Source organism: Telluria aromaticivorans (assembly GCF_013003915.1).
Lineage (GTDB): Bacteria > Pseudomonadota > Gammaproteobacteria > Burkholderiales > Burkholderiaceae_D > Telluria > Telluria aromaticivorans.
Genome location: NZ_JABAIV010000010.1, coordinates 131,356 through 157,378 on the forward strand (window position 1 = coordinate 131,356; position 26,023 = coordinate 157,378).

The following is a 26,023-nucleotide window of genomic DNA, read 5'->3' on the forward strand; positions in this document are numbered from 1 at the left end:
CGCGGCAAAATTCAATTCGACGCGGCAACCGTAAGCGCCGTATTGAGGCGGCCGTCGAATTGCGTCATGATGGCGTCGCACCGCTGGGAAGCGGCGTGTTTTTAGGCAGGTGCCAGCTGCCCGGCGTAATGCCATGGCAGGAACTCGTCAACACGGTTGATAGGGTGATCGGCGATGTGAGCTAGCACATGGCGCAACCAGGCTTCGGGGTCTACACCGTTCAGCTTGGCCGTCCCGATCAGTGAGTAGATGGCGGCAACGCGTTCGCCACCGGAATCGGCGCCCGCAAACAGATAGTTGCGGCGGCCGATCGCTACGCCACGCAGGGCACGCTCGGCGGCGGAGTTGTCAATTTCGATGGCGCCGTCATCGCAGTAGCGTGGTAAGCGTCATCCCAGCACCGTCTTGAGAGCTGGGAGCAAAGGTGAGATGATGCATGCCACACCGCTGGGAAGCGAAGTTCAGCCGGCCAGCTTGGCGGCACAGTTCCAGTGCAGGAAGTCGTCGACCCGGTTCATAGGATGATCGGCGATATGCGTCAGCACATGGCGCAACCAGGCTTCGGGGTCGATTCCGTTCAGCCTGGCCGTTCCAATCAACCCGTACATGGCAGCAGCGCGTTCGCCGCCGCTGTCGGCGCCGGCAAACAGGAAGTTGCGCCGGCCCAGCGCGATACCGCGCAGCGCCCGTTCGGCGGCCGAGTTGTCGATCTCGATGCGGCCATCGTCGACATACCGGGTTAATTCCGGCCAGAGTTGAGGGCGTAGACGATTGCCGCTGCCGTATCGGATTTGCGCGACAGCGTGGAGAGCGTGGCGTGCAGCCAGCGCTCCAGGTCATCGAGCAGCGGTTTCGCATGCAACTGGCGTGCGTCGCGTCGTTCGTCCGGCGGCTTGCCGCGGGCATTTTCTTCGATGGCATACAGCTCGCCGATCCGGCGCAACGCCTCGGTGGTGAGCGATGTCGGCCGTACCGCGTGCAGGTCATAGAATTTGCGCCGTGCGTGCGCCCAGCACGCGGCTTCCAGTACGCGGCCACTTTTATACACGGCGTTGAAGCCGGCATAGGCATCGGCCTGCAGCACGCCGTGGAAATCGGCCAGGTGGTCTTGCGGATGCTCGCCCTTACGGTCGGGCGAGTAGGCAAACCACACCGCTGGCGGTGCAGCATCGCCGCTGGCGCGGTCGTCGCGCACATAGGTCCACAGGCGCGCCGCGCGGGTCTTGCCGTTGCCCGGAGCGAGCACCGGCAGCGGCGTGTCGTCGGTATGCAGCTTTGTTGCGGCAAAGACGTGGCGGCGTAGCGCATCGACCAAGGGACGCAGCAGCGTGCCGGCGGCACCGACCCAGCTGGCCAGCAGACTGCGCTCGAACTCCACGCCTTCGCGGGCGTAGATCACGCTTTGGCGGTGCAGCGGCAGGTGGTCGGCAAATTTCGCCACCAGCACATGGGCCAGCAGGCCTGGCCCGGCCAGGCCTCGTTCGATGGGGCGGCTGGCCGCCGGAGCCTACACGATCGTATCGCAGCAGGCGCACGCTAGCTTGGGACGCACATGGCGAATCACGCGGAAGCTGGCCGGCTCGTATTCGAGCTGCTCCGACACGTCCTCTCCCAGGTGTTTTAATTTGCCGCCGCAGTCCGGGCAGGCTTCGCTAGCTGTTACCAGCACCCGATCCTCGCGCGGCAGATGTGGCGGCAGCGGCTTGCGTGCAGCCTTCTTGCGAGGGAGCACATCCACTGGGGCTTGCGCCTCGGCCACAGCCTCTTCCGCCTCGAGGTCTTCGAGCTGGAGTTCCAGCTGCTCGATCTGCTGGTCGAGCTTTTCCGATTTGCGTCCGAACTGCATGCGCCGCAGCTTGGCCAGTACCAGCTTCAAATGCTCGATCTCGGCGGTGCGCCTCGACAGCTCAGCAGTCAGATAGGCAAGCTGCGCTTCGCTTTGTTCCGCATGCGCCTCGATTCGTGCAGCACGCGCTTCGCTGGCAAGCAGCATGGCTTTCAGGGCAGCGATATCGTCGGGCAGGTCGGCGCCGTTGAGCATGTGCCCAAGTTTACGCGGACCTCGGTAGGTTTACAAGGCCGACTCCGGTGGCCACGTGCGCTCCGGCCAGCGCCAGTCGATCCCCTCGAGCAGCATCGACAGCTGCGCATGCGTCAGCGTGACGCTGCCGCTGTTTGCCTGAGGCCAGACGAAGCGCCCGCGTTCCAGGCGCTTGCACAGCAGGCACAGACCGTCGCCGGTCCACCATAGCACTTTGATCAGGTCTCCGCGCCGTCCGCGGAACACGAATACGTGGCCGCTGTAAGGATCTTCTTCGAGGGCCGTTTGCACTTTCGAGGCCAGGCAATTGAATCCCGAGCGCATGTCGGTGACGCCGGCAGCCAGCCAGATGCGCGTACCGGCAGGAAGGCCGATCATGCGCGCAGTCCCTTTAGTACCAGAGTCAGCGTTGCTGGATCGGGGCTGCCCTCGATACGCACTGCTGCCTCGCCGATGCGAATTTCGATCAGCCCGCTACCTGTCGGACATTTGCTGATCGGTGAAGTCTGGGCCAGCGTCACCGGCACCAACTTGGCCTGATCGAGCAGCCCGGCCTTCAACTGGCGCCGCCAGCGAAACAGCATGTTCGTGTTCAGGCCATGCTGCAGGGCCAGCTGCGACACACTCACCGTCGAATCACACGCCTGCTGCGCCAGCTGTCGTTTGAATTCCAGCGGGTAGTTCGCGCTCCGCCGGCGCCTGCTGTGTTCAACTTCGCTTTCCAAAATAGTCCCCACCAAAATTTAGTGGGGACTACTTTGCGACTCGCGCCGTTCAGTGTCTAGACGGTGCTGGTTTGACGCTTACGTGCAATCTCCCACCCAAGAGTTACTTTCGGACCGCTCCTAGAAATCGAGGACCAGTTCTCGGTTCGCCGTGCAAGTGCACGCAGGCCTTCTCCGCTGAGCGTCATTGTAGTGGTGGAATGCTAGCATTCGGGCGAAGGCAGTCAATTCAGCAGATGCGATTGCCGCGATTTCCTAGACGAGCATGACCTGCAGCAGAGCATGAGCCGGCGCGGGAATTGTTATGAGCACACCGTTGCCGAGAGCTTTTTTCCAGCTGCTCAGGCGGAACGAATTCGGCGGAAGACATACGGCACGCGTGACCAGCCAAGGCAGGATGTACTGACTATATTGAGATGTTCTGCAGTCCGAAGCCCCGGCACAGCTTGAGCAATGACATGTCGCCGGTCGGGTACGAAAAGCAATATTTTCAGCGACTGTCGAGTACCTAGAAAGCTGCGGCGATTCACAATCAGCTGAGCTCGCCGGCTTTAATAGTCCTGCTTTGAAGCCTTCTTTGCCTCCCAAAACCGTAGCGTTCCGTCGTCGGATCTAAGGCCAACAAGGACTGTTTTTACTCCGCTTGAAGGGTCGTAGTCTCTCGATGATCGGTGCTTCCACAGCGTCATCGTAAAAACAAGGAGCCGGTTAAGGGGACACAAGGTCGTGTCAACCCAGCTAGGTGACGCCCATAAAATTTCGCCGTCGTCGTGGTGACGATGTCGACGCTGATCAGCGTCGGGCTTCCAACTCCCCCAGACTTGGCTTTTCAAAGCGAGATTCCCATCAGCCGTATGCCAATCACCACTGTATGGCTCATTTACTAACCCAAGGCTCTTCGTGATGTCGATCCCAAGACGCGGCCTCTGACCTGCTGTCTTTGCGGCGAGCTCCTCACCTGCGTCGATCCCCAAACTGTGGTTCTCAGGGGACCATATCAATGGAGCGAAAGGGCTTTTCGTCCGATGACGAGTTTCGTAATAGCCGTGGTCCCAAAACGCTGGTAGCCACAAGTCATAACTGGGTTTTTTAGCGAATGCAGCGCAGCGACCGATGGCACCCTTTCGCTCCGTCAGCGCTGAAGTAATTCTAACGGTGACGCCGTCAGGAGAAGACCAGCTGCCATATAGTGGAAGCAACTCATCGGCGGCGACGTCTATGAATCCCAACTTCCGCAGCAAAATCTGTAAATCCTGCAACGTTTCCTGCTGCCCGATCCTTTCGCCTAGCAAATCTTCTTTCGCCTGCTGAGGAACTGAATCCTTTCGGTCCGACAGCCATGTACCGTCGTCGAAAGTGACATCGTAGCGATCGCGCCATTGCAACCAAGGTGAGCCGTCACCCGTTTCATAGCTGCGAACCACTACGGGTAACGTTTTTGAGAGGCTAGTCGCGGCGTTAAGCAACGCGTGCCTTTGAATGTGCTCCCGATAAAGCTCGTACCTATCGTCCCTGTCCCACTCGTAACGCTCGCGGCCAGAGAAGAAATTTAGCGAGGTGGCCTCTGGCCATCGGCGCGTAATCTCAGCAGCAACTGCATCCTCGACCGTGCCCCGTGCAACATTGAAGAGATCGGCTACAGCACTGATTTCACTCTTCGCAAAATCATAGTCGAAGCTAAAGCCTGATGTCGGTTTTGCATCAGGCGCGTAGGTGTCGCAGGTAACGATGCCATGCATTGGATGATTGATTTCATCGCGCAACGCTGCTAATTCCTCGCGATTTTCGCCCTTGCCCGTGATGTTTTCCAGGCACCTAACGATGTGCACTTTGTGTATGAGATGCAGGTCGTTTCGTTTAGCGAGGGCCAGCAGCTTAGGTCGCAATGCACCCATGGTTTGTCCGTGATATAGGGTGGCTCGCGCCAGCCCCATCAGCAACCACTGCTGGGAGTTTTGGAAAGCAAGCTTACGATCTGTTGACGCCAGGGCTTCAATTTCTCTCTGATCGAAGCGGTCAAGTAGCAGGGCGATCTCATCATTGAGCCCCAACTCGGCGAGGGTGTTTAGCCCGCGCGCGACTTTCCAGCGGACATAACCGTCTTCATTACCCAAGAGGTGCCAAATAACGTCAGCAATGAACTCCGCCTCAGCATGCCTAATTGCCTGCTCTGGGCGAAATGGTCCCTCCCCGATCTCGTCGGCAATGCGAGACGCCGGCCCCGACAGCAGTAACTCCAATGCGTCAAGACCAGCCTGGTCCGACGCCACCTCACAGAGCACAGTCGCCAGCTGCAGCCATTCATCACCGTCGAGCTCGACTTCATCCGCGGCAACCTTCCGCAGGACGAGCTGCAATACGACGTGTTTGTCACCGCTGAAGTCCGACAGCTTGCGTATATCGCGCGCGACATTAGAGTACCGGCCTTCGAACAGATCAGCGCCCTTAGACTCAAACAATCGTTCGACAAGCTTTCTCGCATTGGCAACGATGTGTGTGGATGACCCGCTCCAGATAGCGACACACTCCTCGAGTATGTCTAAGGATTGAGAAAAATTCAGCTCGACCGAATCGCAAATTGCGAACAAAAAAGCCAGACGCTTAGGATATGGGCATGAATCACGCAAATCACCGATGAAGCTCTGTCGAGAAGAGTGGTCAAGTTTGTCGTGTGCTTTGATGCTCCCTAGAGCTTGGTCAATCGAAGCTGCAGAGGAGGCGTCGCAGTCAAAGACGAAGGTTTCGATGATTCCATCAATCTCCTCTTTAGTCGGCCGTTGTACCTGATCGGTCAAGAAGCTCGGCTGCGAATCGCTGAGGCTGCTAGACTTATCCTGCTGACGCTTAGCCTTCGTGCAGAGCCGTTCGATCGCTTCCCGTTCTTCGGACAAAATAGCGTTCGGGTACTTGTTGGCCGCCTGCAACAGACTTTCCCAAAGCGAGGGCCAAGCGCCGAACGGGTACTCCGCATGCAGTTTTGCGAGGACCCTTAGAAAGATCTGCCTTTGATCTGAAGGCTGAGATAGCTCCAATAGATCGGCGACTCCATCTCCGACACGCCAATCCCACCAGCCGTGCTCTTCACATATCGTAAGAAAAAAGGCAGCGCGGCGCGGTTCGAGATTCCTATTCTTGGAAAGAAAGCATGCAAGTTGCGGCAATCCGTACGATAGCTCCGCAACATCTTGGTCGTGCCAACGCACAAGCTTGGCCAAGGCGGGAAAGCCTATAGAATTAGCTGCAGCACGTCCGAACAGCGTCCAGCCAAACTTGCTTGGCTCGTCCCCCATAATGGTCTGACAGAGGTTCATTAACCGCTGGGCCAGTGCGGGTTCTACGAAGCCACCTCGCTGGACGCTTGCGAAATGAAGTAATGAGTAAATCTGCTGATAACTCTCCCCGCCCATCTGGTCCAACTGTGCCAGACCCTGTCGGTAGTATTCACGCGCCTCGTCGATGCTCATAGGGACAAGGGATGCAGCGAGCTTCAGGTAGGAATCACCGCGCTGTTCGATGTGATAATCCTGGCGAATTTGCTCCGCAATGTGAAGCGCGAATTCACCGGCTAACTCATAGAGAGTCCGCCGCTGCGCTAGCTGACTCAACAGGTCGATTTTTTGCTGGACAGAGAACCGTCCGGAGGAAATTAGACCGATCGATGTCTTTGCTTGGTCGGCCGACATGTCGGGCGCATGGTTCAGCAGGATACGCAAGCAACCGAGCCCGACGGTACGACTAAGCAAGTCAGTCGCGTTTTCGTCCCGCCAGTTGGCGCCCTTGCGCATTTGCTTGTCCCACACGTGGATAAAATCAGTGAGAGTCTTACTAGTCAGGCCTGTCCCAGAAAGGACAGCTTCCTCAATCGGCTGGGTCAAGTCGAATGCTCTCTCGATTCCATTGCTGATTTCGGCAACTTCGCGGTCACTAAATCGCGCTCCAACCTTCCTCTTAACGCCTTTATTGTCTCGGGCAGTACGCACAGGTGTACGTAGCTCGCTCAAGGAAGCCGCTAACTCAGCCTTCGTCGAAATACCCTTTGCACGCCGACTTAATGCTATTTCGTTCGGCAGCAGGTCATGATACGAAACCCGTCTCCCTGCAGACCAGGCGCGAACACAGGCGCGGAGGATCGCGGGCCATGCACCCGAGTTGCCGTAACGCTCGCCGTAGTTATATGCCGACGGCCGGGTAAGCGGCGCATGGCGAATGATCCGTGCGGCTGCGGCTCGCGAACTGTAGAAGAGCGCAGTCAACGCTGCCTGCACAATTGCGTCATCGTTCTCCTGCTCTCGTTCAGTTGAGGCCCTGTCCTCATCATGGTCGCAAAGGGTGGCGGCTCCAATTGCCTGCGCAAGCGACTTCACCTGCTGCCTACTGAGATAGCGCCCCCTTGAAAGAAGACGCAACTTGAGCGCGTGCGACGCACATTCATTGCCTGCGGCAAACGACACGAAGTTCGCCAGTACTGTCGTACCATTGGCGTGGTCGAACAGATCTAGTAGCTGAACGAGTTCATTGCTCACCGACAGCGAAAAGCCATGGTTCCAGCGAACGAGGTTGCCGTCAACAGTACTAAACTCCCCCTCTACGACGCGTTGGAAAAGTATGGCCGCGTAATCCTTAGTTCCTGGGACGGCGCGGTCACGACGTCGCTCGTTACGACGCTTCTCGATATGCCAGTTGATCCATCGAATGGTGCTCTCGCACTGGATCTGTGCTTCCTCCGCCTCGCCAGCAAACCGATGCGCGACCGTCATCCGTGCACTTCTCGCGCCACGCCATCCCGTTCGATCTGCAAAAAGGCGGCGATAGGAGTCAGGGTCACCTAATACAATCGCGAGAGCAGGCGAGCTCCGAATAAACTCGTCGCCTCGCATGTTGGCAGTTGCAACTTGGGCCAGCCGCATGCTGAGTCCAAGCACTCGGTCGAAGTCATCTTCTGCGACCGCCAAGCGAAAGGCTGCGCGAAGTCGAGTAAGCATTAGCCGGCGGCGGCCGAATTGGGACTGCACTGTTGTTGGGAAATTAGGGGAATCGGCGAGCACGAACGCTCGGTTGCTGTCTTGGATCACGACTAGAAAGTGTGGCAGAGCTTCTGCAGCATATGCCGAGGTTGCCTGTGAGGCCATAAGGCGGTCGGCAATGGCTCTTTGAGCCTCGGATTGCTTTGAATATCTTTCACGAAAATATGTTTCCGTGGGTTCGTCCCTAAAGATCGCGCCGTGCGAGGCGATCTCTAGCAATGGAGCCAAATCCGACGCTGCGGTATTTACCTGAGCCACGGACCACCCTAGTGCGTTTGACAGTTCGGCAAGAGGAATTGGTGGCGGAAGGAGTGACAACGCAACGAAGAACTCAATTATTTCTGAATCTGCCCATCCGGCAACGTGAAGATCCGAAACGATCTTCGTGCAACGTTGCGCGATGATTTCGACAACCGTCATAGGGGCTGCAGAAGTTTTGCCGAGGACATTCGTCTCCCAGGTCTGGACGAGGTAGGCGAGGACACGCGCGTTTCGTCCTGACCGCACCAAGGCGGTGGCTATCTCCACGCCAGAAGCACTTGGAACACGATTTTTCAAAAAGTTGCGGGCCTCGGCGTCGTTGAACGGCCCCAACTCGACCGTTTCCACCGTGGTGCGCCCGATAACTTTGTCCTTGCGGTGCGTGCGCGCCGTAAACAGCAACCTTACACTGTCGATCGGATCTTCGCCAATAGCCGAGAGAAGGAGCTTTGGAAATGCCTCTTCGTGGCGGTGGTCAGCTTCGAGTTGAGCGTTATCAGCAGCGTCGACGATGATAAGCAAGCCGAGCTTTTTCGATTGAGCTTTGATCGCCCGAGCCGCTTGCTCAAAACGTTTAAGCGCCGCCTTGATGATCTTGCGGCCATCATCGCCGCCTGGCAGCATCGGATCGCAAAGCGTCCGTGAGGCGAGCTCGTTAACGATCTGTACGAGTCCAATCCTGGGGAGATGTCGCGAGTGATTGTCCGAACGGTAGGAACCACCTCCGAAGCAGTCAAAAACGACGACCTCAAATTCGTTTTCCATCCTCGATGCGAGGCTTTGGACAAACACAGTTTTGCCCACCCCACCATCCGCGTGGACGAAGATGGGCAGTTCTGACGCCTTGACCAGCTGGCCGACTGACGAAAGCTCAGCTCGCTCAACGATCGCACCGACGTCGATGAAGCGGGTATCGGCCGGAAAAAGGTCGCTTGGTTCGCAATCAAGCGCGTCTAAGACGTCCTCACGGCGGATCAAGTTCTTTCCTTGGCCGCTTGGGCCAGCCTTCCTAAGTATGAGGTCTTGAAGGCCGTGGAGCCGAAGCCTAGCCTCCGCGTCGGCGCCCGTTGACCAGTCGGTAAGTGTACGCCGGAGTGCCTTGTCTTGACCCGCAAGGCTCTTCTCACCAGCTCGAAATACAATTCTGGAAAAAAGACGGCCTGCGTCAGATAAGCCGCGGTCTGCACACCACTTCTTTAGGTTACGAACCTGGGTGGCTGCGTCAGCGTCTGAAGGCGTAGTGCCCTTGAGCAGGGACTCTGTTGCATCCCAAAGACTTTCCTTGAATTCTGCATTTGTTACGAAGACAAACGATACCTTGTTGTCGACCTCGGCGGACGAGAACTCCTTTTCATACCCCAAAATCGTGTCGCAGAATTTCTCGATTGTCTTCTTGAGGTATGCGGCGGTGACAGCTTCTTCGCGAAGCTTGTACTTAAACTGCACCGTCTCGAGGCGCTCAGAAGTGCGGAAGTTATCCCCGCAGCCATAGTAGAGGACCAAGTCCGCGACTTCCTCGGCGCGCACTCCTGGGCTCGCGGTTTCGGTCGATGATATTCCCTCAACGGCTATCGCAAATAAATCGTCATTCGGGAAAACCAGCTGCAACGCACGCCTTGCCGCCCATCTCTCATGGAAGGTGTGGCCCGCGCGCGAAGCACGGACCGTGTCGACATTCTCGTCAATATTCTGCATTATTGATTTTTTATCATCACTCGGGGGCCGCGGAGTCTTTGTATTCTATCAAGTTTATTTCGTGGCGGACAGTTGAGCCGCGTGCCGCTTCGATAGCAGTGGCGAGCCATCGCATCACTCTTTGGCAAAAGATCCGTCATCTTGGTATCTGGCTGATCGATTGGCCTACGTAATCGACCGATTGATGCTTGGTCGATTACCTGCGTCTCAGGGACTCAGCGATTGGGTTCATCGCCCGCAACGCAAGTTAAATCGCCTGACGGTTTCAGCTATCTTCATTCGCCGGCATGTCTTGCAATAGCGAATGGATTTCAGCAGAAATCTGTGAACACATCTCGCTTCTGCCGTCAACTGTTGAAGGAAGGTAGGCCAACGCTAGTAGGGTAACCGGATGGACCCCAATTATTGTCGCCAAATCCTCGATCTTCGAGATTGTTGGCGACTTGATACCTCGCTCAAGACTGCTCAGATACGTTCGACTCGACACAGTCGAAAAGTCTTCCTGAGTTAGCCCTCGGCTCTTCCGAGCCGCCCTCAAACCAACACCGAATCGTCCAAGTAGTTCCACCAGATGCCTCCGTAACAAAGGCACGATGTACTCACGGCGAACACTTTAGGACTACAATCTATAGTGTTCATTTGAGCGGGCGATCAAGTTTTTTTAACGGTGCAAACTAAGTGCCGCCGGCCGAGCAGGCCGACTTGCCCAAAGACCCTACGAGGAGAAGTTGATGAAACGTTATTTAGTGCTATCGGAAGACTGCGCCCTCGAAGTGCCGCCTGTCTATGTCATGGCGGATACAGCAGAGCAAGCCATCAGACGCTACTGCCGTGAAGTACAGTCGAAGGAGCCATCTATGAAGGATTTTGTTCAAGGAAAGAGCATTGATGGCTTTCTGGCAACTATCTTGTTCAGCTATGAACAACGATTTAAGACGCCTGAGGGTAAAGGCCTTCCTGGACCACCTTTTGAAACTGTGCGTAAAAAAGTGTTGGAGTACTTTTCAGACCGTCCAGATCTGGGAAACCTTTACGTTCGCTACCTTGAGGGCAACGATCCAGAAATCTTGACAGAAGCAGTGTACGAATTCATTTCGGAGAGAGACACGACTGGTTTCGACGCGTTCGAAGATTCGACAATACAAACATTGAGATAGCAAGCGAACCTAGAGTTAGTTGCATGACCCTATTGCACAGAGGGTACCGACATTTACGCTCAAGTATGTAGGAGATACCCGCGGGCGGTTCGTCCCAGCGGCGATCGCGTTAGTTGATTTAGTGCAATACGCAGCGTACACTGGCCGGGAACCAAGTAGCGATGACAGAGGCAGTCGCGCATTCGATGCCCCTTATTACAGACTCGGCGTGCCGTTCGTCCCACTGCTCCCTCTTTCAAAAAGTTCTCAATGTCCGCCAAATCCGACCGCGATAATCGCTCGAACCAGCTGAACCCAAATAACGATGCCTATTACAGTTCGCGCGGAAGCGAATGGCCTGGCGAGGACGATGACATTGGAGTAGGACGGCGGGTTCGTGATATTGGCGATGAGCTGTCGCGATCTTTCGCGCGGGAAGAACACCGCAGATATCTGCAGGAAAGAGATCGCCCAGAGGTGGGCACGTATGTCGGTATTTTCGTTGGGCTCGACGGCACGACGGCCTTGGTCCCAATTAAACTATCGGCTAACCCATTCATGGGCCATCGCGACGGCGCCCGCGCTCGCAATGAGGATTTCGCTGAGCTTGTGGTTGGGGAAATCGGCCGGCAGTTAATCTTACGTTGGGGTTGCCCTCTCGCGCTGCGCACAGTTCTGGACAGTGATGGTAACGATATGTTCTGGTCCGGCTATCAGTATCCAACAGGGTGCGACAGCGCGAATCGCGTGCAGAACGAACGACTTTGGAGCGAGCATGGCGAAAAAGCGATTGCGAACGCGCGTGCCCTGTTGAGTTGCTCCGCCGAATTACGCAAGCTGCAAAACAGTAACGGCCAATTTATCGAGGCGAATCCTGACCTAGCCAGGCTATGGAACCACGACAAGCTCAAGAAGATTGCAGAGAGGTTATTTGCAGATCATTTGCTCATTGCAGACAAGGAAGCTGATTGATCTATAAAAGCCGCACTGAAGCCAGGAACAGACGGCTTTAGTGGGTTTGTAACCGATCGGAAATGGACGTTCGACGGCGGGTAGCGGCCAGCAAACGTTTTTCTCAATATAGAGAGTTTGGGCCTAGTTTATGTTGACGGCGCCGCTCCAAAATTTAAGTCCCACCTGCAGCGAAAAGACAAGAATTGAGTGGCGCGGCGATCTGAAAGAAATTTTTAACAAAAAATTGCCCACAAGCTTTTCAGCAAAGGCTCATTAATAAAAGAATGCTCCCTGAAATCAACGGCCTACGTCGAAGAGCTCGGATCATATCCGCGCAGTCAGGCGCCGAGTCTTTGGCTGAGTTGCACAACGACGGGCCCGACGCGGAACTTTCCAGAAATTGAAACCTCTAGGTAACGATATAGACTCACTTCCGACGGCCCAAATAGCGCCTCTTTTGTAATTATTAGAATTGGAAAATTCAGGTTTTTGCTAAGCATGTACTCAATAGATTCAGCCAAATCAGCAGAATCCGCAGGCAGTAGGCACGAAAATATACCAAAGTCCAGATTCAAGGTTGTTATAACTTCGATCATGGAATCGATCTGTTCCGTCGGAAAATTTCGCGACGATTTGCACTCTGCTATTCCGAGTTTTTTTCCCACTCTAAATAGTATATCTGCGTCAGAAAAAACCTTGTTCGCACGCAGCATTTCCACGTTGGTAATAAAATCGAAGATTCTGAAAGACTGTTTGTTTAAGAGATTTAGAAGTAATAGTGTCGACAACTGGCCCTGATCTATCGCCCTTACAAGCAGTTGATTCAAGCGATACTTATCCTTATCCACCGCGCCATTGCTGTGCACTGGGATACTTATCAGGTTACCGCAATCGGGGCAATAGTTGGATGCGGAGAGCCGCTCTAGGGGGAGCCATACTTTACTTGCACACATCGGACAATCGAAGTGCTTCCCTCTCAAAAAAACTCTATTGTCATATAACGTCTGGAGAGTTGAGAAGAAACTCGACTTTTTTAAGGAGTCGCTTTTTTCTTTTGCCTTAGTGTATAGATCTTCCGCTGTCGCGAATACCGCAGAAACTTCGACGGTTCCATTCTCGACCGCTTTGCTAACCGCCTCGACCTTCAACTCATGATCATTTCCCTTGGGATTAGGGAACATCTTTCTTAACGCCAGGTCAGTTTTTACGGTCGGGCTTGACGAATATATCAAGTCAAATATGTGTTTTTGGCAAATTTCATCTGCATTCTCTAGCCCACCAACCAAGTTGACTAGTTGTGACAGCAAACGAGACTTCGGGGTCTCCTGAATTTCAATGCCCTTACTCATAAACAGGTGATGCATGACTTGCCTAAAACTGGGCAGCGGAAACTCAACCTCAACCGGAGCGTTATCAAAAGAGATATTCAGCGAATACGCGGCCAGTCCTCTCTGACCAATTCGCTTGAATCGCTCTTGGAATATAGCCCAATTAGGATCTATTTTGGGGTGATATAGATCCCAAAAAGTAGCTCTAACTGGATATGCACATTCTGCAATTCCTTGAACCTCAATGACAAAAGCACCTATCCCTATATCTGAAAAGGTTTTCTCGACCGGATGCTGTACATAGCAAAGATCACCCGAAACCTGTACAGTTTGAGAGTGGTCGAAACACTGCCATCGTGTTTTCACTCCAGAGAAGTAATATCTTTCTACATTCACTATGCTTGGGGCTTCGAATAATTCCTCAACGAGGACCTTGCTCTCGTTCTCTACAACATAAAATTTCACATCCTCTTGAGCAGAGATCACATCCCGTAAGACGTTTAGCAGTTCAGTAGGAATCCATACCAAGTTAGAAAAAGGGTTGTAAGCTCTAGTATTCCAAAAGTAGTACAAGAAAGCAAGGTTTGTGCTGCTACCGACAAAGACTGATATTCCCTGTTGAAAATAGCCAGCCGGATTATAATCTGTTTCCCAGACGCTGCTGCCTCCCCCTCCTCCAAACCCGATATGCGTGGTCAAATGGCAGAATTTCTTCTCACGGTCAAAGATGCTCTCACCTAATTCCGAGACTTCCGGAGTGTCAGCGATTGAGACATCCGTAAAAATACTGGCCTCTAAGTGAAGTTCTTTCACGTCAGGCACGCAACCAAAATTGACGCCACACAGAAGCGACTCTGGCGTATTTAACAACTGCTTGGTAGCAAAAACTGAAGTCGGAGTAGTTGCGCCAAACTTATTCGACCAGAGCGGAGTTGCAGAGAAAGACATAAGATTCGTACCGAACTTCGATAGCCTCCAGACATTGGAGTCGGGCCTAACTGTCTTGACTTGAAAGCGCTCCTCTAGTTCAGCATCACTTTCATCAGTTAGGTTGAACAGTATGTCTGGATCGCAGCGCCTGATAAACTCTTTTGTACTATCGAGGTAAAAATAGCCGTCGAGGGGAATTATTAAGTTGCAAATCTGATCAACTTCGTCAGCAAGTGCATCGAAAATAGTTTCAAAAGCAGTTATATCGTCGGGCTTTACGACAAAGATTTTCTTGAATGGTCGAATGCTGGTTGTTACGAATGCGGTCCTCACCCTATCCCCTTACCTTTCCTCTCAATCGCTGCAGCGATGTGCCATTAACACCGAGAACAGTCCGAATGTGCCTATATTACCCACTATGATACCGTAACAAGTGCAATAGATTCGCTGTGCCGAGATTTATGCTAAGTAAGTAGTGACGGGTTGCAATGCTACCCTGACGTTGTCGAGAAACCTGTGTCGACTGAACCGCCCAGGCTTTCGTGGAGACGCGGTTGGTGTGAGTCAAGCCACCGTCACCGCCTGCCCGTCCCGAAGTCTTCAAATGGCGCCTCGACATGCGTAAGCTGTCGGTCGATGCAACGCGGATATCTGCCCCTGATTAGGTAGCTACGTCAGTTTGCGATCGCGCCTACTCTGGTCTCCGAGCCATCAACCGGCCGTTCACTTACAGCGCGCAGACGAGATCAATAACGCTACTGTGGCATGCTGTCGAGATATTGCAGAAGGATGCCATGGCAAGGAAACATCCACCGGATTCTCTGCCACTGGCCAATCGCGGCGGCAGGCCGCCTGCATTAAAGCCTGAGCATCTCTCGGCCTCGCTCGACGTTGTGGCCGAGCGCGCGCAGGCCAGTTTGCAAGAGATTGCCGCTGAGCTGTACCACCGCTGCGGCGTACGCATATGTGATGCCACTGTCCGCCGTGCTTTTCGTGCACAAGGCATCGTACGGCTCAAGCCAACACGACCAGTGTACGCAACTGCGCCCAAAGCGGCCAAACGCTACGGCTATACCGCAGCGCATCAGCGCGAAGACGTGCCTCCGTACAGTACCAATTTGACTGACACCGAAAGGGAGTTGATCGCTGATCTGTTCGAGCGCGCCCCAGGTCAGCGAGGCGCACCTGTGCATTACAGCCGGCGAGAGCTGGTCAACGCCTGCTCGTACGTGTTGCGCACAGGCTGCGTCTACGACGTTCCCACCTTGGCAAGCCGTTTATAAAGCCTTCGCGCGTTGAGCCGCGGCAGGCGTGTTCGAGCAGATGCAGGATCGGTTGCGCGAGCAATGGCGTTCACGCATCGGGCGGTCGAATGAGCCAACAGCGGCTGTCATCGACGCTCAGTCCAATCGTGCTTCGCCGCAGGGTGGCGAGAGTGGTTTCGATGCAGCCAAGGAGGTCAAAGGTCGAAAGCGAAACCTCGTCGTTGACACGATGGGCCTGGTCATTGCCCTTACCGTGACTGTTGATTTCGCCTACACCCGCTAGGCAACGCTAAAAAGTTAGTGGCCCTAGCAACCTACGTGCTACCTCTATAGCTACGGTAGCTAGAAAGTAGTTACTTGACCATCTTAGCTTTTCTTACTATAGCTAACTTCAATCTTAATTGAGCTATTGCTAACGTTAGCTACGCTGATATTACTACCAACATAAAAAAGCCCCCAAAGGTTGGGGGCTTAGTAAGACTCACACGTTCGGTAAGGCGTGTTTAGGCAAAAAGGAGACAGACTTTTTAGGCATCACTGACAGAGTTTCCTACGTGCTACCTCTATAGCTACGGCAACCAAAAAGTAGTTACTTGACCATCTTAGCTTTTATTACTATAGCTAACTTCACTCTTAATGGAGCTATTGCGAACGTTAGCTACACTGATAGTACTACCAACATAAAAAAAACCCCCAAAGGTTGGGGGCTTAGTAAAACTCACACGTTCGGTAAGGTGTGTTTACGCAAAAAGGAGACAGACTTTTTAGGCATCACTGACACAGTTGTTCACAGTACCGACTGGCTGAACTACCAAACATAACCCTAATGACCTAAGTACTCCTATGATTGTCTCAAGTCTAGGCTGTGTCCCTTTGAGTGCTTTGTACAACGCTGGTGTGGCCAACCCTGCGCCCTCTGCTACTTGGGCCATCCCTTTACTACGAGAGGCATCCTCCAAAGCAGACATAATCATTCGAATATCTCCCTCCGCAAAGAACGTGCTTAGATAGCTCGCTATCATCTCCGGCGAGTCTAAGTGCTCTGCGATATCGAATACAGGTAGCGCCGCAATCTTGTCCGGGTCGAACTCGATCTTGTCGTCATCACTTTTAGTTGTCATAGCATTTCTCTGTCGGTAATGCCGGGGATTTCTCCCCGGCTCTGCTTACTGCCTGATTTCTCGGGCCAACTTCTTGGCAACTTCGATGTCTTGTCGCTGCCGCCTCTTCGTTCCACCGGTTAGTAGTACTATGATTCCTGCATCGGACTGTATGTAGTAAAGTCGCCAGCCAGGTCCATAATGGATTCTGACCTTTGTTACTCCCTCACCTACTGTTCCAACGTCACCGGAGTTACCTGCTGCAAGCCTCTTTATTCTTTCAAGAAACATGCGTTTTGTTACTTCATCCTTAACGCCAGCGAAGAATTTCTGGAATTCAGGATGCTGTCTAATTTCCATCTGTCTCCTTTTTGCTTAAGCACGCTTTACCGAACGTGTGGGGCTAGCTTAATCGATCGATGAAAGAACATCAAGCGATTTCTTCATCGATCGATGAAATGATTTGAGCGCTACCGCTCCGTCGCCACTGCATTACGAGCTCGCGCCGCGTTGCCTGGTTCTTGCGGTCTCCGTCGAACAGCACGCACCGCTCATTCCAAGGCGTGCACGGCGCTGGCGAGTTCTCATCCTGGCGGAAGCCGTGCAGCATCCTAAGCCCAACGCGACATACTGCGGCTCAGCATCGCGCCCGGTGAAATCGACACAGAAGCCGAAGATATGGTCGAGACTTGACCGCGCATCAGGCTGGCTCCTGCGCGCCGTCCAATCAACGATCTCGCGCTCGCGCATCGTGGCGCCGTAAGCGACTACCGGCTCGTTCGAGTTGGCGCAGCCCTCGTTACGACCGGCGGGGCTCGCCTTGACGGCAATTGCGCTCGCGACATCGAGCAACTACACCACATCCACATCGAAGTCGTACGGCGCCCTAGGAACGGCACGACGGGAACCTTGCACGATCCAAAGCAGGTGGACAAAGCTTCACCATACGCAACGGGTGAATTGAGCAACACCTTCCGGTATCCTTGGCGTGTAATCGGGCGCCGCAACGCAAGGCGCAATCCACGGAGGAAGTTCATGACCATTGAAGTACGCGCAGTAGCGCAACCCCGACCGGGCACAGAAGAGGCTGAATTCTCGGAGTACCTCCGTGGAATCACGCTGGGTAGTTACGCTCGAAACCACTCCCTTATCCGACTTGGCCGCGACGCGTCATTCTGGCACCCGCAAAACGAGCCGACGCTGCATCGGCTTGCAGTGTTCCTGCACGAGTATTTGCACTTCACCCACAACTATTCGACCGTCGTTGGGCTCTACGACTTCTTCGTGCAGCTGCGCCTAGTTCGCCTTTATTGCAATACAGTCGACAGAGAGGGGAAGTCTCACGGAGAGCCCGTTCTTTCAGCTGATGCGCAGAAAGAGGCACATAGTGTGTTGGAATGGCGGCAACACCTCCGCGGTAGTGTTGGACAGGATGCATTGAACACGCTTCGTCGGGCAAAGTCACACCCGCCCTTCGTGCGGATTCAGCGCAGCAACTTCCAGCTGACAATTGGCCCTCAGACAATTGAGGCTCATGGCGTCAGCGCCGTCTTCGATACAAGCGGACTTGGAACAGGACTAGCGAGTATCGAGGTCAAACTTGGTGGCGATGTTCTGATGGAGGGGTGTGCGGTCGAGGCAGAGTGTCTACTGTACGGGCAATCCGGGGCCTCTTCGGATGAGATACGAAAGCAGGTTCCTGCCTACCCATACCTAACGGCTAGAGCCGTATTCGAGGGTATTGCCGGCTTCAGTCCGACCAGCAGATTTTTTTGCCGTATATGTGTTCTTGCTCTTCAAAGCACAGACCCCGGCGACGCGCTCGTGCAACTCGCTGAAGCCTGCAAAATTGCGGGTCCTAGGGCTGATGAAGCCAGTCTCATCGGTTCCTTTTTGTCAAGCAGCAAGGACTTTTTCCACTCGGCTGTCAAGCGCATTCTCGAAGATAGTTTGCAGCGAGAGGTTGAACCCTTTGCGATGCGTGGCCACGCCGGGCGCGGCCTGCAACGGATGGCCGGTTGGGCACGCGACTTGTTCAACAGGAGGCTAGGAGACGAGTTCTTTGAACTTGGCCCTGTGGAAGCCGCTCCGAACTTGGGGCCCATCGTTGAGATGCTCCGTTCGCTGCCAACTTGCCCCGTCGTGCAGGAGATTGATGCCTGCACGGATTCACAGGAGTTGCTGTACTTTTCAGAGACTGAAGTTTCGCCCGATCTGGCCCAAGAAATCGGAGCAGCGCAAGCGCTATTCCATCTCACAGATGCCCATATCGTTACCGGAAGATTTTCCAAGACGCCTCCGGCTGTTAGTCGGGCCTGCCCCTTTTTTAAGGCCTGTCGTGCACCTATTGCTGCAACAAGCCCAGAAATCTGTGGTAACCGCCCCTGGGAGTCCTTCAATCCTGCGGCAACCGAGGGTTGCTGGTACGGGGTAGGAGTGGCGTGTTCCCGTGGACGCTCAGATTTGTAGCAAACCGAGATATATGGCGCCCCTCAGGGGCATGGACTAGCAACGCACACCAGTGAGAGTGCTGAGCCCGCGCGGGGGTTTCTGCGAGCCGAATATGCACTGGGTATCCGGTCGAGGCTCGGTGGTATTGAGACCGCTTTCGGCCAAGAGCGGACCTACAATCAAGACCTTTCGGACGCAACACATGACACCACGCGAGATTCATTCGTTGATGAGAAGGCTCTGTCCCTTCGGTGTTTCAAAAGCTGATGGGTATCGACATCTAGTGAGAAACGACGCTCTGGATCGCGACCTGGTGGACAGCCTGCTCAGCGACTACATTGCTACCGACGGGGTTTTCGTCTACGCGAACGCAAAGAAAAGCTCATATGTTCCAAAAGCGGCCGCTTTTCAACTGATCCAGGAGCATAGGAACGGCGACGATCGTATGGCCGTGCAGGTGGTTGCGTCAGATTTTTCTGCTCGTGTGGCCATCCACCCGATTGGTGTGGGAGTAGGCGAACATAAAATCTTACGACGTCAGTAGGGCCGTTTTGGGTCGGTTCTGGTCCCTCGTGACAGTTCGCGAGTTTTCACCACTAGCCACATGCTATGCTGAGCTGAACGGCCGTCTTCGGCCAGAAGCGGACGTAGACGGTAAGTGCATCGGTGCCAAAACGGAAGTGCTTGTTACTTCTAAAGAACTCGACTATGACAAGACTGGTCAACTAGTTTGTACAAGCGAGAGCGATCGTTGACCGTCCTGTCGAGGCCAACTTCATGCTGTTGCTCAGTGACGGTCAAAAGCTCAACAGCGTAGTGCGCGTAGATCTGCTTTCGGTATTAGCCCAGCAGGGTGGCAAAGCACCTCGCAACGGCGCGTGTTTGCAGCGGCTGAGTGGAGGTGTCTTGCGGAGCAACGGATACAGCGACTATGCACACTAAGCGAAGGATACGAAGATCACGCATATGTACACGCACATGCGCAGTGCTAGACACCTCCTCGCCGTAAATATTTGATGCCACGGATATCGAGCCGGCTCAGCCGATAGAAGGTGGACGCAATAGCCTTCTATACGAGGTCGAGCAGTGGAACTGCGGCGGTAGCCTGACGGGACAAACCAAGCTTGCCACTGAGACGAACAGTCGAAGCCTGTGCTGGAGCGCCTCTTCGCCTAGACCAACCCGCAATTCGACAAGCAGGAATTCCTGCCGAGCAGCCCACTACCCGGATGACCCGGAGGCGTGATCGATACGAACCACCTCAAGCGTGCCTCGCATCTATCCCCGTAGGGGAAAAGAACCGGTTGTTCAGCTAGACGGAGCTTGGCTTCAAGCATATCGGCATTGTGCAAAGCGTATTGGCGACCTAGCTGCGACATGACATTGATCAATACAAAGACTTCGTCTACGTGCTGCAATGCGCTGACCAGCATTCAGCGTCGATCGTGCGTCAGTTCACGCCACGGTTCCGGAAGGAGATGTTTGCTGACAATCCGCTGTGGCAAATTTGATCGGGCAGGTGGGCTATATGCTCACACCGTTGCTTGATCGCTTACCGCAAAATTCTACGAGGTGAATGATATGGACCGCAAGAACGCCGTCGAGTTGCAGGAACACATGCTAGGGACCTATTACGGGCTTCGTGTAGGGCTTGCTGTGGTCGGGATCATGTTACCCATTGTCGTGCTGTTTGCTGGCGTTATCTTGCACCATGTGTGGCTAGAACCCTCGATCAGTCAGTACTACCATACGAAAGGTCGGCTCTCATATTTCACTACCCGAGACCTTTTCGTCGGAGGACTATTTGCCGCTGGTACGTGCCTTTACCTCTACAAGGGCTTCAGCAATAAGGAGAATGTGGCGCTGAACCTAGCAGGTGTGTTTGCGCTATTTGTCGCTCTCATCCCGACTGCAGCCGTGTCTAGCGACCGCGGGCTTGTCTCCGTATTGCACGGAACCTCGGCGGTGATCTTCTTCTTTTGTATAGCGTACGTCAGCCTCTTTCGCTCGCACGATACGTTGCCCCTCCTACCGTCAGCGAAGCGAGCGCGGTATGCGCGGGGCTATCGCTGCACTGGGCTGGCAATGATCGCGTCCCCGCTAGCCGCGGTGGCGCTTTCGCTCGTACTTGAGCCAGGCTCACAGTTCAAGACGCTAATCTTTTGGTTGGAGACGTTTGCTGTGTGGTCGTTCGCTGCGTACTGGACGATCAAGACCTTTGAGATGCGGGAGACCAGGGCGGAAAAGCGCGGGTTGGACGCAGAACTGAAACGAGAGGTGTCGCCTTCCGCTCCATCCGAAATCGACGCGTCCCACTTGGACGGAGTGCCGAGCGTGATCGTTAAGAGTCTTTCGCCGAAGTTCACCGATGTGGAGGCGGTTGTACCGGCGGTTTCGTCAGGCGAGCAATAGCCATGGTAGTCGCCATCTGCTGATTTTTGCTGTCAAAGTCGAATAGGATGCAACAGAAGTGAATGCTACGAAATAATTAGAACTGGCCTACTCCATCGTCACGGACACTTCGGTTAGACGCATTTTAGATTTTCAAAGACCAATCGATATCGAGGCTGTGTAGTCTGTTCCCTGTTTTTTAGGCGAAAACAAGCAAGACATAACCGTGCTTATCTGAGCGGAAAAGAGCACTTTATAGGGGTCTTCGCGGTCTAAGGGCCACAAAGGAGAAAGCGATGGAAGACATTCTAGTTCAAGGTCGTCCGCTGGTTGGACATGGCGATATTTGGCATGCTCTGTATGTGGCACCTGCGGCGAAGGGCGGTATCTTGCACGTTGTGTGCTACTACAAAGTAAAGGCGACACGTAATGACGATGGTCCCAAAAATAACATGGGTCAGGACGCTGGAGAATTCGATGAGCGCTGGTCGTACGTCTCACTAGAAGGTTACGTAAACGGTGAAGCTAGGGTTATGAAACAAGACATGAAGTTTGAACAGCAAGAGCTGTCATGGATCGAAGACGTACGTCTAGAAGCATCGTATGCAGCTTCAATTCTCGTGATCAGATCGAATCGGTGGGCCGATCCATTGGAATGGAGACTTCAGCTCGCATTCACTACTGATCCTTGATCGTCCTTATACCATTGTAGAACTCATGCATTGAAGCATCGTCCGTCGCCTGGTCGCAACGTACAGCCAGCGCGTCGCTTGCTGTACGTTGACTGACTAGTTATCGCTGCTGGTTAGAGAGCGGTTGCTCGTTCCTCTGATATCAGACCAATCTGCACACCATGTACGAGTGTAGAGAATTTAAACAATATCAAAAAATGTCTCAAAAGACTAAGCGCAACGAGGCCACCAGCGGTAATATCAATGTAAAGACATCCTAGTAAGATTTTGGTAGACGCTGACTCGCCGAGTGGTGCGATCGGCCCGTTTCACCTCGTCTCGCACCGTGCTATTTGCAACGGAGGATTCCATGCATGGGATTTGGGTCAACGAGCCACAAGACAAGGAAATTGCTGTGGTGTTCGTCCATGGCGTGCTGTCGTCCTCGGAAGCCGGGTGGCGCAACGAGCACGGCAACAATTGGCCGGATCTATTGAACGACGCGCTGGGCGATGCGCCTGTTGCCATCTACACATACGCGTACAATACCTCGCTCGGTTCAGGCAGCTACAGCATAGATAATGCCGCTGACGTGCTTCAGACACTGTTCGACCTCGACGGCCTTGCACGCTTTCGACACATTGTGTTTGTCTGCCACAGCATGGGGGGCATTGTGGCGCGTCGTTTCCTGGTACGACGCCACTACGAATATCCAAATACGGATTTCAGCTTCTTTCTGGTGGCCTCACCAACCCAAGGCTCCGACTTCGCCAATTGGCTGGCGCCAATCGGCAAGCTGCTCGGGCATGCGCAAGTCGATGCGCTGCGTGTAAGCCAGACCAATCCTTGGCTGACCAGCCTTAACAGCGACTTCGCGGGCATTGTCCAGGCCCGGCATATTCGTGGACGCGAACTGGTCGAGGACAAGTCAATCTTTCCGGTGCCCGGTTTATTTAGTAAAGCAATCGTCAACCCGCTTTCGGCAGGCGGTTTGTTTCCCGATCCGCTCAAGATTCCAGCGTCCGATCACTTTTCAATTTCCAAGCCAAGCGGTCAGAATGCGCTACAGCATCGAGTACTGCTTTCTTTTATACAGAAAATTGTGGAATCGACACAGGGAGCAGAAGCCGCACATGTGGAGCCTGTCACGATCACTCCGCCGGCCCTCCAAGCAACTGGCGCCACAGCGACTCAGCACCCCGGCCTAACCAGTCTGCAGGCCCTGCAGGAATTGATTTTGCTTGCAACGGAGGCGGAAAAGGTTGCATTCATCCAGGCAATTGCTTACGGGCCCGGTCTGAACTTGTCTGCGGTTTCAGGCGATATCATTTCCAGCTACGGTGACGCGCTGCGCGGCATGCACCTGCATTTATTAGTCGCTACAGCGGCGCGCCTAGTCGTTACCGCCGATCCTCAATACAAGTCAAAGCCGCGCCTGATCGCTGTTTTACCGGCAGACCTGCCGCCGGAAAACAACCCTTCACCAGAAATTGTGTACGCAATGTTTCAACTGGCGGCACTAAAAGGGCCACGCATGCTCGCTGCCCTGCTTTTGTGCGCACCCCAGCAGGCAGTCAATGCCGCCGGCCAGGATATTCAACTTTTGCTACGAAAACTGAGCGGCGAGGCATGATATGCGGCGATTATTAATTGGACTAGCTGCTAGCTTCCTGCTGGCCTGGCAAGGAGCTGCGTACGCCGATATCACGCCGCAGCTGCGTCATCAGATAGAAGAGCAGGCCAAGGCGATTTCACTGTCCCGTTCCGCTATTCTGGAGGAACTGCGCCTGACCGGATTTCTTGACGATAAAAAGACAGCGCAGCTCGCAATGAAAAGCACACCGGCCAATGCGCTGGCCTGGGCCGCTCTGCAGGCAGAGGAGGTTAAACCGGGAGCGGCGGTTGAACTGCTGGAAACGGTCGCCAAAGGCATGGCAGCCAACCATGTCGCCGCGATTCGCTATGAGCCACAACTAGCATACCTTTTTAAAAACGCGCCACCGGGCCCGATCACTGCCCCACCAGCGCGCAAGTTCGCCTTTAATCGTGTCAGCGGCAGCGCTGAGAACGCCATCGCGCGCTTACCTGCCAAGGCGCAGACACTTCTGATACCGCTGGCAAAGTACGCAATTGCCCATCCTGGGGGCGTGCAGGCGCTTCTCACCGGCACCTTACGCTTGCGCCCAGCCGATGCTTTGAAACTGGAACGTTCAAGCCGTTCGGTTGACGACCTGCTAGCCGCTGCGATTCGCCAGGCGGAGCCGCCGCCCGCCGAACGCTATCGTGAAGTAATGGCATCGCTAATCAAGCACGGGGGACGCGCGATCCGTCATGAAGAAGTGCTCGCAATGTTTCCCGATGCAGTACGCAGCGGCGAGCCAGATATCACTAAGGCGCGATGGCGCGATGGCGCGCCTTTGTCTTCGGGGCAAAGGCAGGCGCTGATTGCGGAAGAACGGCTCGTCAATCAGATTGTAGTGAGCGCGTTTGTCGACGCTGCTCAGCCCAGGCCTGATACTCTGGGAGCAGGAAGCGCAACCTCCATGGCTGGGCGCAGTGGGGGCGGCGCGACCGGCAGTGGCAGCGTCATCGACAGTACCGCGCCAGCGGAGGCCGGTGGCGGTGGCGGTGGCGGTGGCGGAGGCGGCGGTGGCGGAGGTGGCGGTGGTGCTCCCAGCTATAACGAGCGTGTCAACAATCTGCATACGATTCCTCACGCTGACGGCCGGCCCGGCCCTGCAAGCAGATCGTTTATTAGCATGCGCTCCATTGGTGGCGGTCGCGGCGGCGGAGGGGTAGTAGTAGGCGCACGTGTCACATTCGATCCGCAACTGCGGCCTAGTGCCGCGCGGTGGGAAACCATGAGCAAGGATGGCGTGCAGTATGGATCGCCACGGGTGACGCTAAAGGATGGAAGTGTCGTGTTTGCACGGCCAGTGCGCCAAGATATAGCGCTGGCTGCGCAACGGCTCGTCTTCGGCGACAGCAAGGTGGCAATTAGCTCCAGCAGCGAAACCGAAGGTAATGTTCTTATCTCCATGCTCAATAATGCCCAGCCTTTACTCAACAACACGGCGGTCGCTGAATTTCTAGTACACCCAGCAATTGCCGATCTTGCCGTGGGGCGCGATCTGATCGGTTGCGACGGTGCTGCATTCCTGTTTCCCAAAGTATTTAAACTCATGCTTGACGCGGCGCCGCAAGTTAGACGCGTTGCCGCTGGCGCCGTGGGCGCAGACAAATGGTTCACGCAGATTTCGGAGGGCGTGTACAGCAGCTGGTACCGGTATGTCGACCGCCAAGTGGTAGTGCAGCGTGATGGCGCTGCACTGATTGTGGTTGCGACTGGCAAGACAGCACCGCACGTGTTATTCGAATTAGTACGTCCCGCGGAAACGGAGGGTACAGTCGTCGTCACGCCAGAGCTCAACGTAGTCATCGATGGGCTAGTTCAGGCATCGCCGCAGTTTCGGTCGTTGAACGATCTTATCTCGACGGTCGCCGTGTTGCGTTGGGTAAAAGCTAATAAGGTCCGCATTGATGGCAACCTGCCCGGCGCGCGCCGCCTAGCGCCAGCCCGTACAGTGTTGTTGCAGGACGAGCGTGCCAGTTTTGGACCGCGCAGTCAGGCCAGCTACCTTAAAGAGGATATTAAAGCGCGCAGCAAAGCATGGAACAAGCTAGCGCGGCAAGAGCAGCTGACGGTGCCGCCGGCCTTGCTTGCCTCAATCATCCGCGACCGGACGCGCTTGGCCGACGTAGCCGCCATGAGGGCGATTGGTTATTCCCCCGAGACAATTCTCGCGGCGCTAAACAAACAGTCGCCTGTTTATCAGTCATTCGAGGACGTTGCTAGGGCTATGATCATACGCGGAGAGCTGTCAGGCGACACACTGCCACCCTGGATGCCGGCATTTCAAAAGGTATGGCTGAATTCAGGCGGACCGTGAGTTTCGTGCGGAGACAGTTCATCCGTATAGAAACGTTGGTGCTAGCGGTTCGGTACGGCGTTCACGATATGGCGTTACCTGCCGCTGTGACGGCCGCGACG

General features: G+C 54.7%; 17 protein-coding genes and 3 pseudogenes. 11 read left to right on the plus strand and 9 right to left on the minus strand.

Translation table 11 applies throughout. The features are described 5' to 3' along the window. Window positions 1-101: 101 nt before the first annotated feature. The 4 genes and pseudogenes from HGB41_RS21310 to tnpA all read right to left on the minus strand — a co-directional run. Window positions 102-386, minus strand: a pseudogene (locus tag HGB41_RS21310) (transposase domain-containing protein); the annotation flags it as partial. Window positions 387-461: 75 nt separating this feature from the next. Continuing rightward, window positions 462-1,993 (minus strand): annotated as a pseudogene (tnpC, locus tag HGB41_RS21315) (IS66 family transposase). 78 nt (window positions 1,994-2,071) lie between these two features. Next, window positions 2,072-2,419 carry an IS66 family insertion sequence element accessory protein TnpB gene (tnpB, locus tag HGB41_RS21320; RefSeq protein WP_171088273.1) on the minus strand — a complete coding sequence of 116 codons (348 nt, stop codon included), beginning with the start codon at window positions 2,417-2,419 and terminating at the stop codon, window positions 2,072-2,074. Next, on the minus strand, window positions 2,416-2,766 hold the full coding sequence (gene tnpA, locus HGB41_RS21325; protein ID WP_212761053.1) for an IS66-like element accessory protein TnpA: 351 nt from the start codon (window positions 2,764-2,766) through the stop codon (window positions 2,416-2,418). Before tnpA ends, tnpB begins: the two co-directional genes overlap by 4 nt. Before the next feature lie 207 nt (window positions 2,767-2,973). Between tnpA and HGB41_RS23660 the strand changes: the two are divergent. Next, a pseudogene (locus HGB41_RS23660) lies at window positions 2,974-3,278 on the plus strand (IS3 family transposase); the annotation flags it as partial. A 39-nt stretch (window positions 3,279-3,317) separates the two neighbouring features. On the opposite strand, the gene HGB41_RS21330 reads toward HGB41_RS23660, so the two are convergent. After that, window positions 3,318-9,746, minus strand: a complete 6,429-nt coding sequence (locus HGB41_RS21330; RefSeq protein ID WP_171088275.1) for a P-loop NTPase family protein — start codon at window positions 9,744-9,746, stop codon at window positions 3,318-3,320. A gap of 265 nt (window positions 9,747-10,011) precedes the next feature. Next, a complete protein-coding gene (locus HGB41_RS21335) occupies window positions 10,012-10,338 on the minus strand; it encodes a helix-turn-helix domain-containing protein (protein WP_371868568.1) in 327 nt (108 codons plus the stop codon). A 139-nt stretch (window positions 10,339-10,477) separates the two neighbouring features. Here HGB41_RS21335 and HGB41_RS21340 point away from each other — a divergent pair, with 139 nt between their 5' ends. Then, on the plus strand, window positions 10,478-10,903 hold the full coding sequence (locus tag HGB41_RS21340; protein WP_171088279.1) for a hypothetical protein: 426 nt from the start codon (window positions 10,478-10,480) through the stop codon (window positions 10,901-10,903). Window positions 10,904-11,152: 249 nt separating this feature from the next. Beyond that, window positions 11,153-11,854, plus strand: a complete 702-nt coding sequence (locus HGB41_RS21345; RefSeq protein ID WP_171088068.1) for a hypothetical protein — start codon at window positions 11,153-11,155, stop codon at window positions 11,852-11,854. A 320-nt stretch (window positions 11,855-12,174) separates the two neighbouring features. Here the strand turns inward: HGB41_RS21345 and HGB41_RS21350 are convergent, their stop codons facing one another. After that, entirely contained in the window at window positions 12,175-14,427 is a 2,253-nt protein-coding gene (locus tag HGB41_RS21350) for a hypothetical protein (protein WP_171088281.1), read from the minus strand. Window positions 14,428-14,888: 461 nt separating this feature from the next. Between HGB41_RS21350 and HGB41_RS21355 the strand changes: the two genes are divergently transcribed. Both HGB41_RS21355 and HGB41_RS21360 read left to right on the plus strand, forming a co-directional pair. Then, window positions 14,889-15,377, plus strand: a complete 489-nt coding sequence (locus tag HGB41_RS21355) for a hypothetical protein (protein ID WP_171088283.1) — start codon at window positions 14,889-14,891, stop codon at window positions 15,375-15,377. Window positions 15,378-15,405: 28 nt separating this feature from the next. Further along, window positions 15,406-15,642 carry a hypothetical protein gene (locus tag HGB41_RS21360; RefSeq protein ID WP_171088284.1) on the plus strand — a complete coding sequence of 79 codons (237 nt, stop codon included), beginning with the start codon at window positions 15,406-15,408 and terminating at the stop codon, window positions 15,640-15,642. Window positions 15,643-16,123: 481 nt separating this feature from the next. Here HGB41_RS21360 and HGB41_RS21365 read toward each other — a convergent pair whose 3' ends face one another. Continuing rightward, a complete protein-coding gene (locus tag HGB41_RS21365; protein WP_171088286.1) occupies window positions 16,124-16,480 on the minus strand; it encodes an addiction module antidote protein in 357 nt (118 codons plus the stop codon). 45 nt (window positions 16,481-16,525) lie between these two features. Next, window positions 16,526-16,819 (minus strand): type II toxin-antitoxin system RelE/ParE family toxin, encoded by a 294-nt coding sequence (locus tag HGB41_RS21370; RefSeq protein ID WP_171088288.1) that lies wholly within the window; start codon window positions 16,817-16,819, stop codon window positions 16,526-16,528. Between the two features lie 675 nt (window positions 16,820-17,494). Between HGB41_RS21370 and HGB41_RS21375 the strand changes: the two genes are divergently transcribed. From HGB41_RS21375 to HGB41_RS21400, 6 genes are all read left to right on the plus strand, one after another. Continuing rightward, entirely contained in the window at window positions 17,495-18,928 is a 1,434-nt protein-coding gene (locus tag HGB41_RS21375; protein WP_171088290.1) for a hypothetical protein, read from the plus strand. A gap of 184 nt (window positions 18,929-19,112) precedes the next feature. Then, window positions 19,113-19,454: a hypothetical protein gene (locus HGB41_RS21380; RefSeq protein WP_171088292.1), complete on the plus strand. Its 342-nt coding sequence runs from the start codon at window positions 19,113-19,115 to the stop codon at window positions 19,452-19,454. A gap of 1,037 nt (window positions 19,455-20,491) precedes the next feature. Next, window positions 20,492-21,322, plus strand: a complete 831-nt coding sequence (locus tag HGB41_RS21385) for a hypothetical protein (RefSeq protein ID WP_171088294.1) — start codon at window positions 20,492-20,494, stop codon at window positions 21,320-21,322. A 275-nt stretch (window positions 21,323-21,597) separates the two neighbouring features. Continuing rightward, window positions 21,598-21,993 carry a hypothetical protein gene (locus HGB41_RS21390; protein ID WP_171088296.1) on the plus strand — a complete coding sequence of 132 codons (396 nt, stop codon included), beginning with the start codon at window positions 21,598-21,600 and terminating at the stop codon, window positions 21,991-21,993. A gap of 349 nt (window positions 21,994-22,342) precedes the next feature. Further along, window positions 22,343-23,605, plus strand: coding sequence for an esterase/lipase family protein (locus HGB41_RS21395; RefSeq protein WP_171088298.1), 1,263 nt, complete (start codon window positions 22,343-22,345; stop codon window positions 23,603-23,605). Between the two features lies 1 nt (window position 23,606). Beyond that, window positions 23,607-25,922 (plus strand): hypothetical protein, encoded by a 2,316-nt coding sequence (locus tag HGB41_RS21400; RefSeq protein ID WP_171088300.1) that lies wholly within the window; start codon window positions 23,607-23,609, stop codon window positions 25,920-25,922. Window positions 25,923-26,023 lie beyond the last annotated feature (101 nt).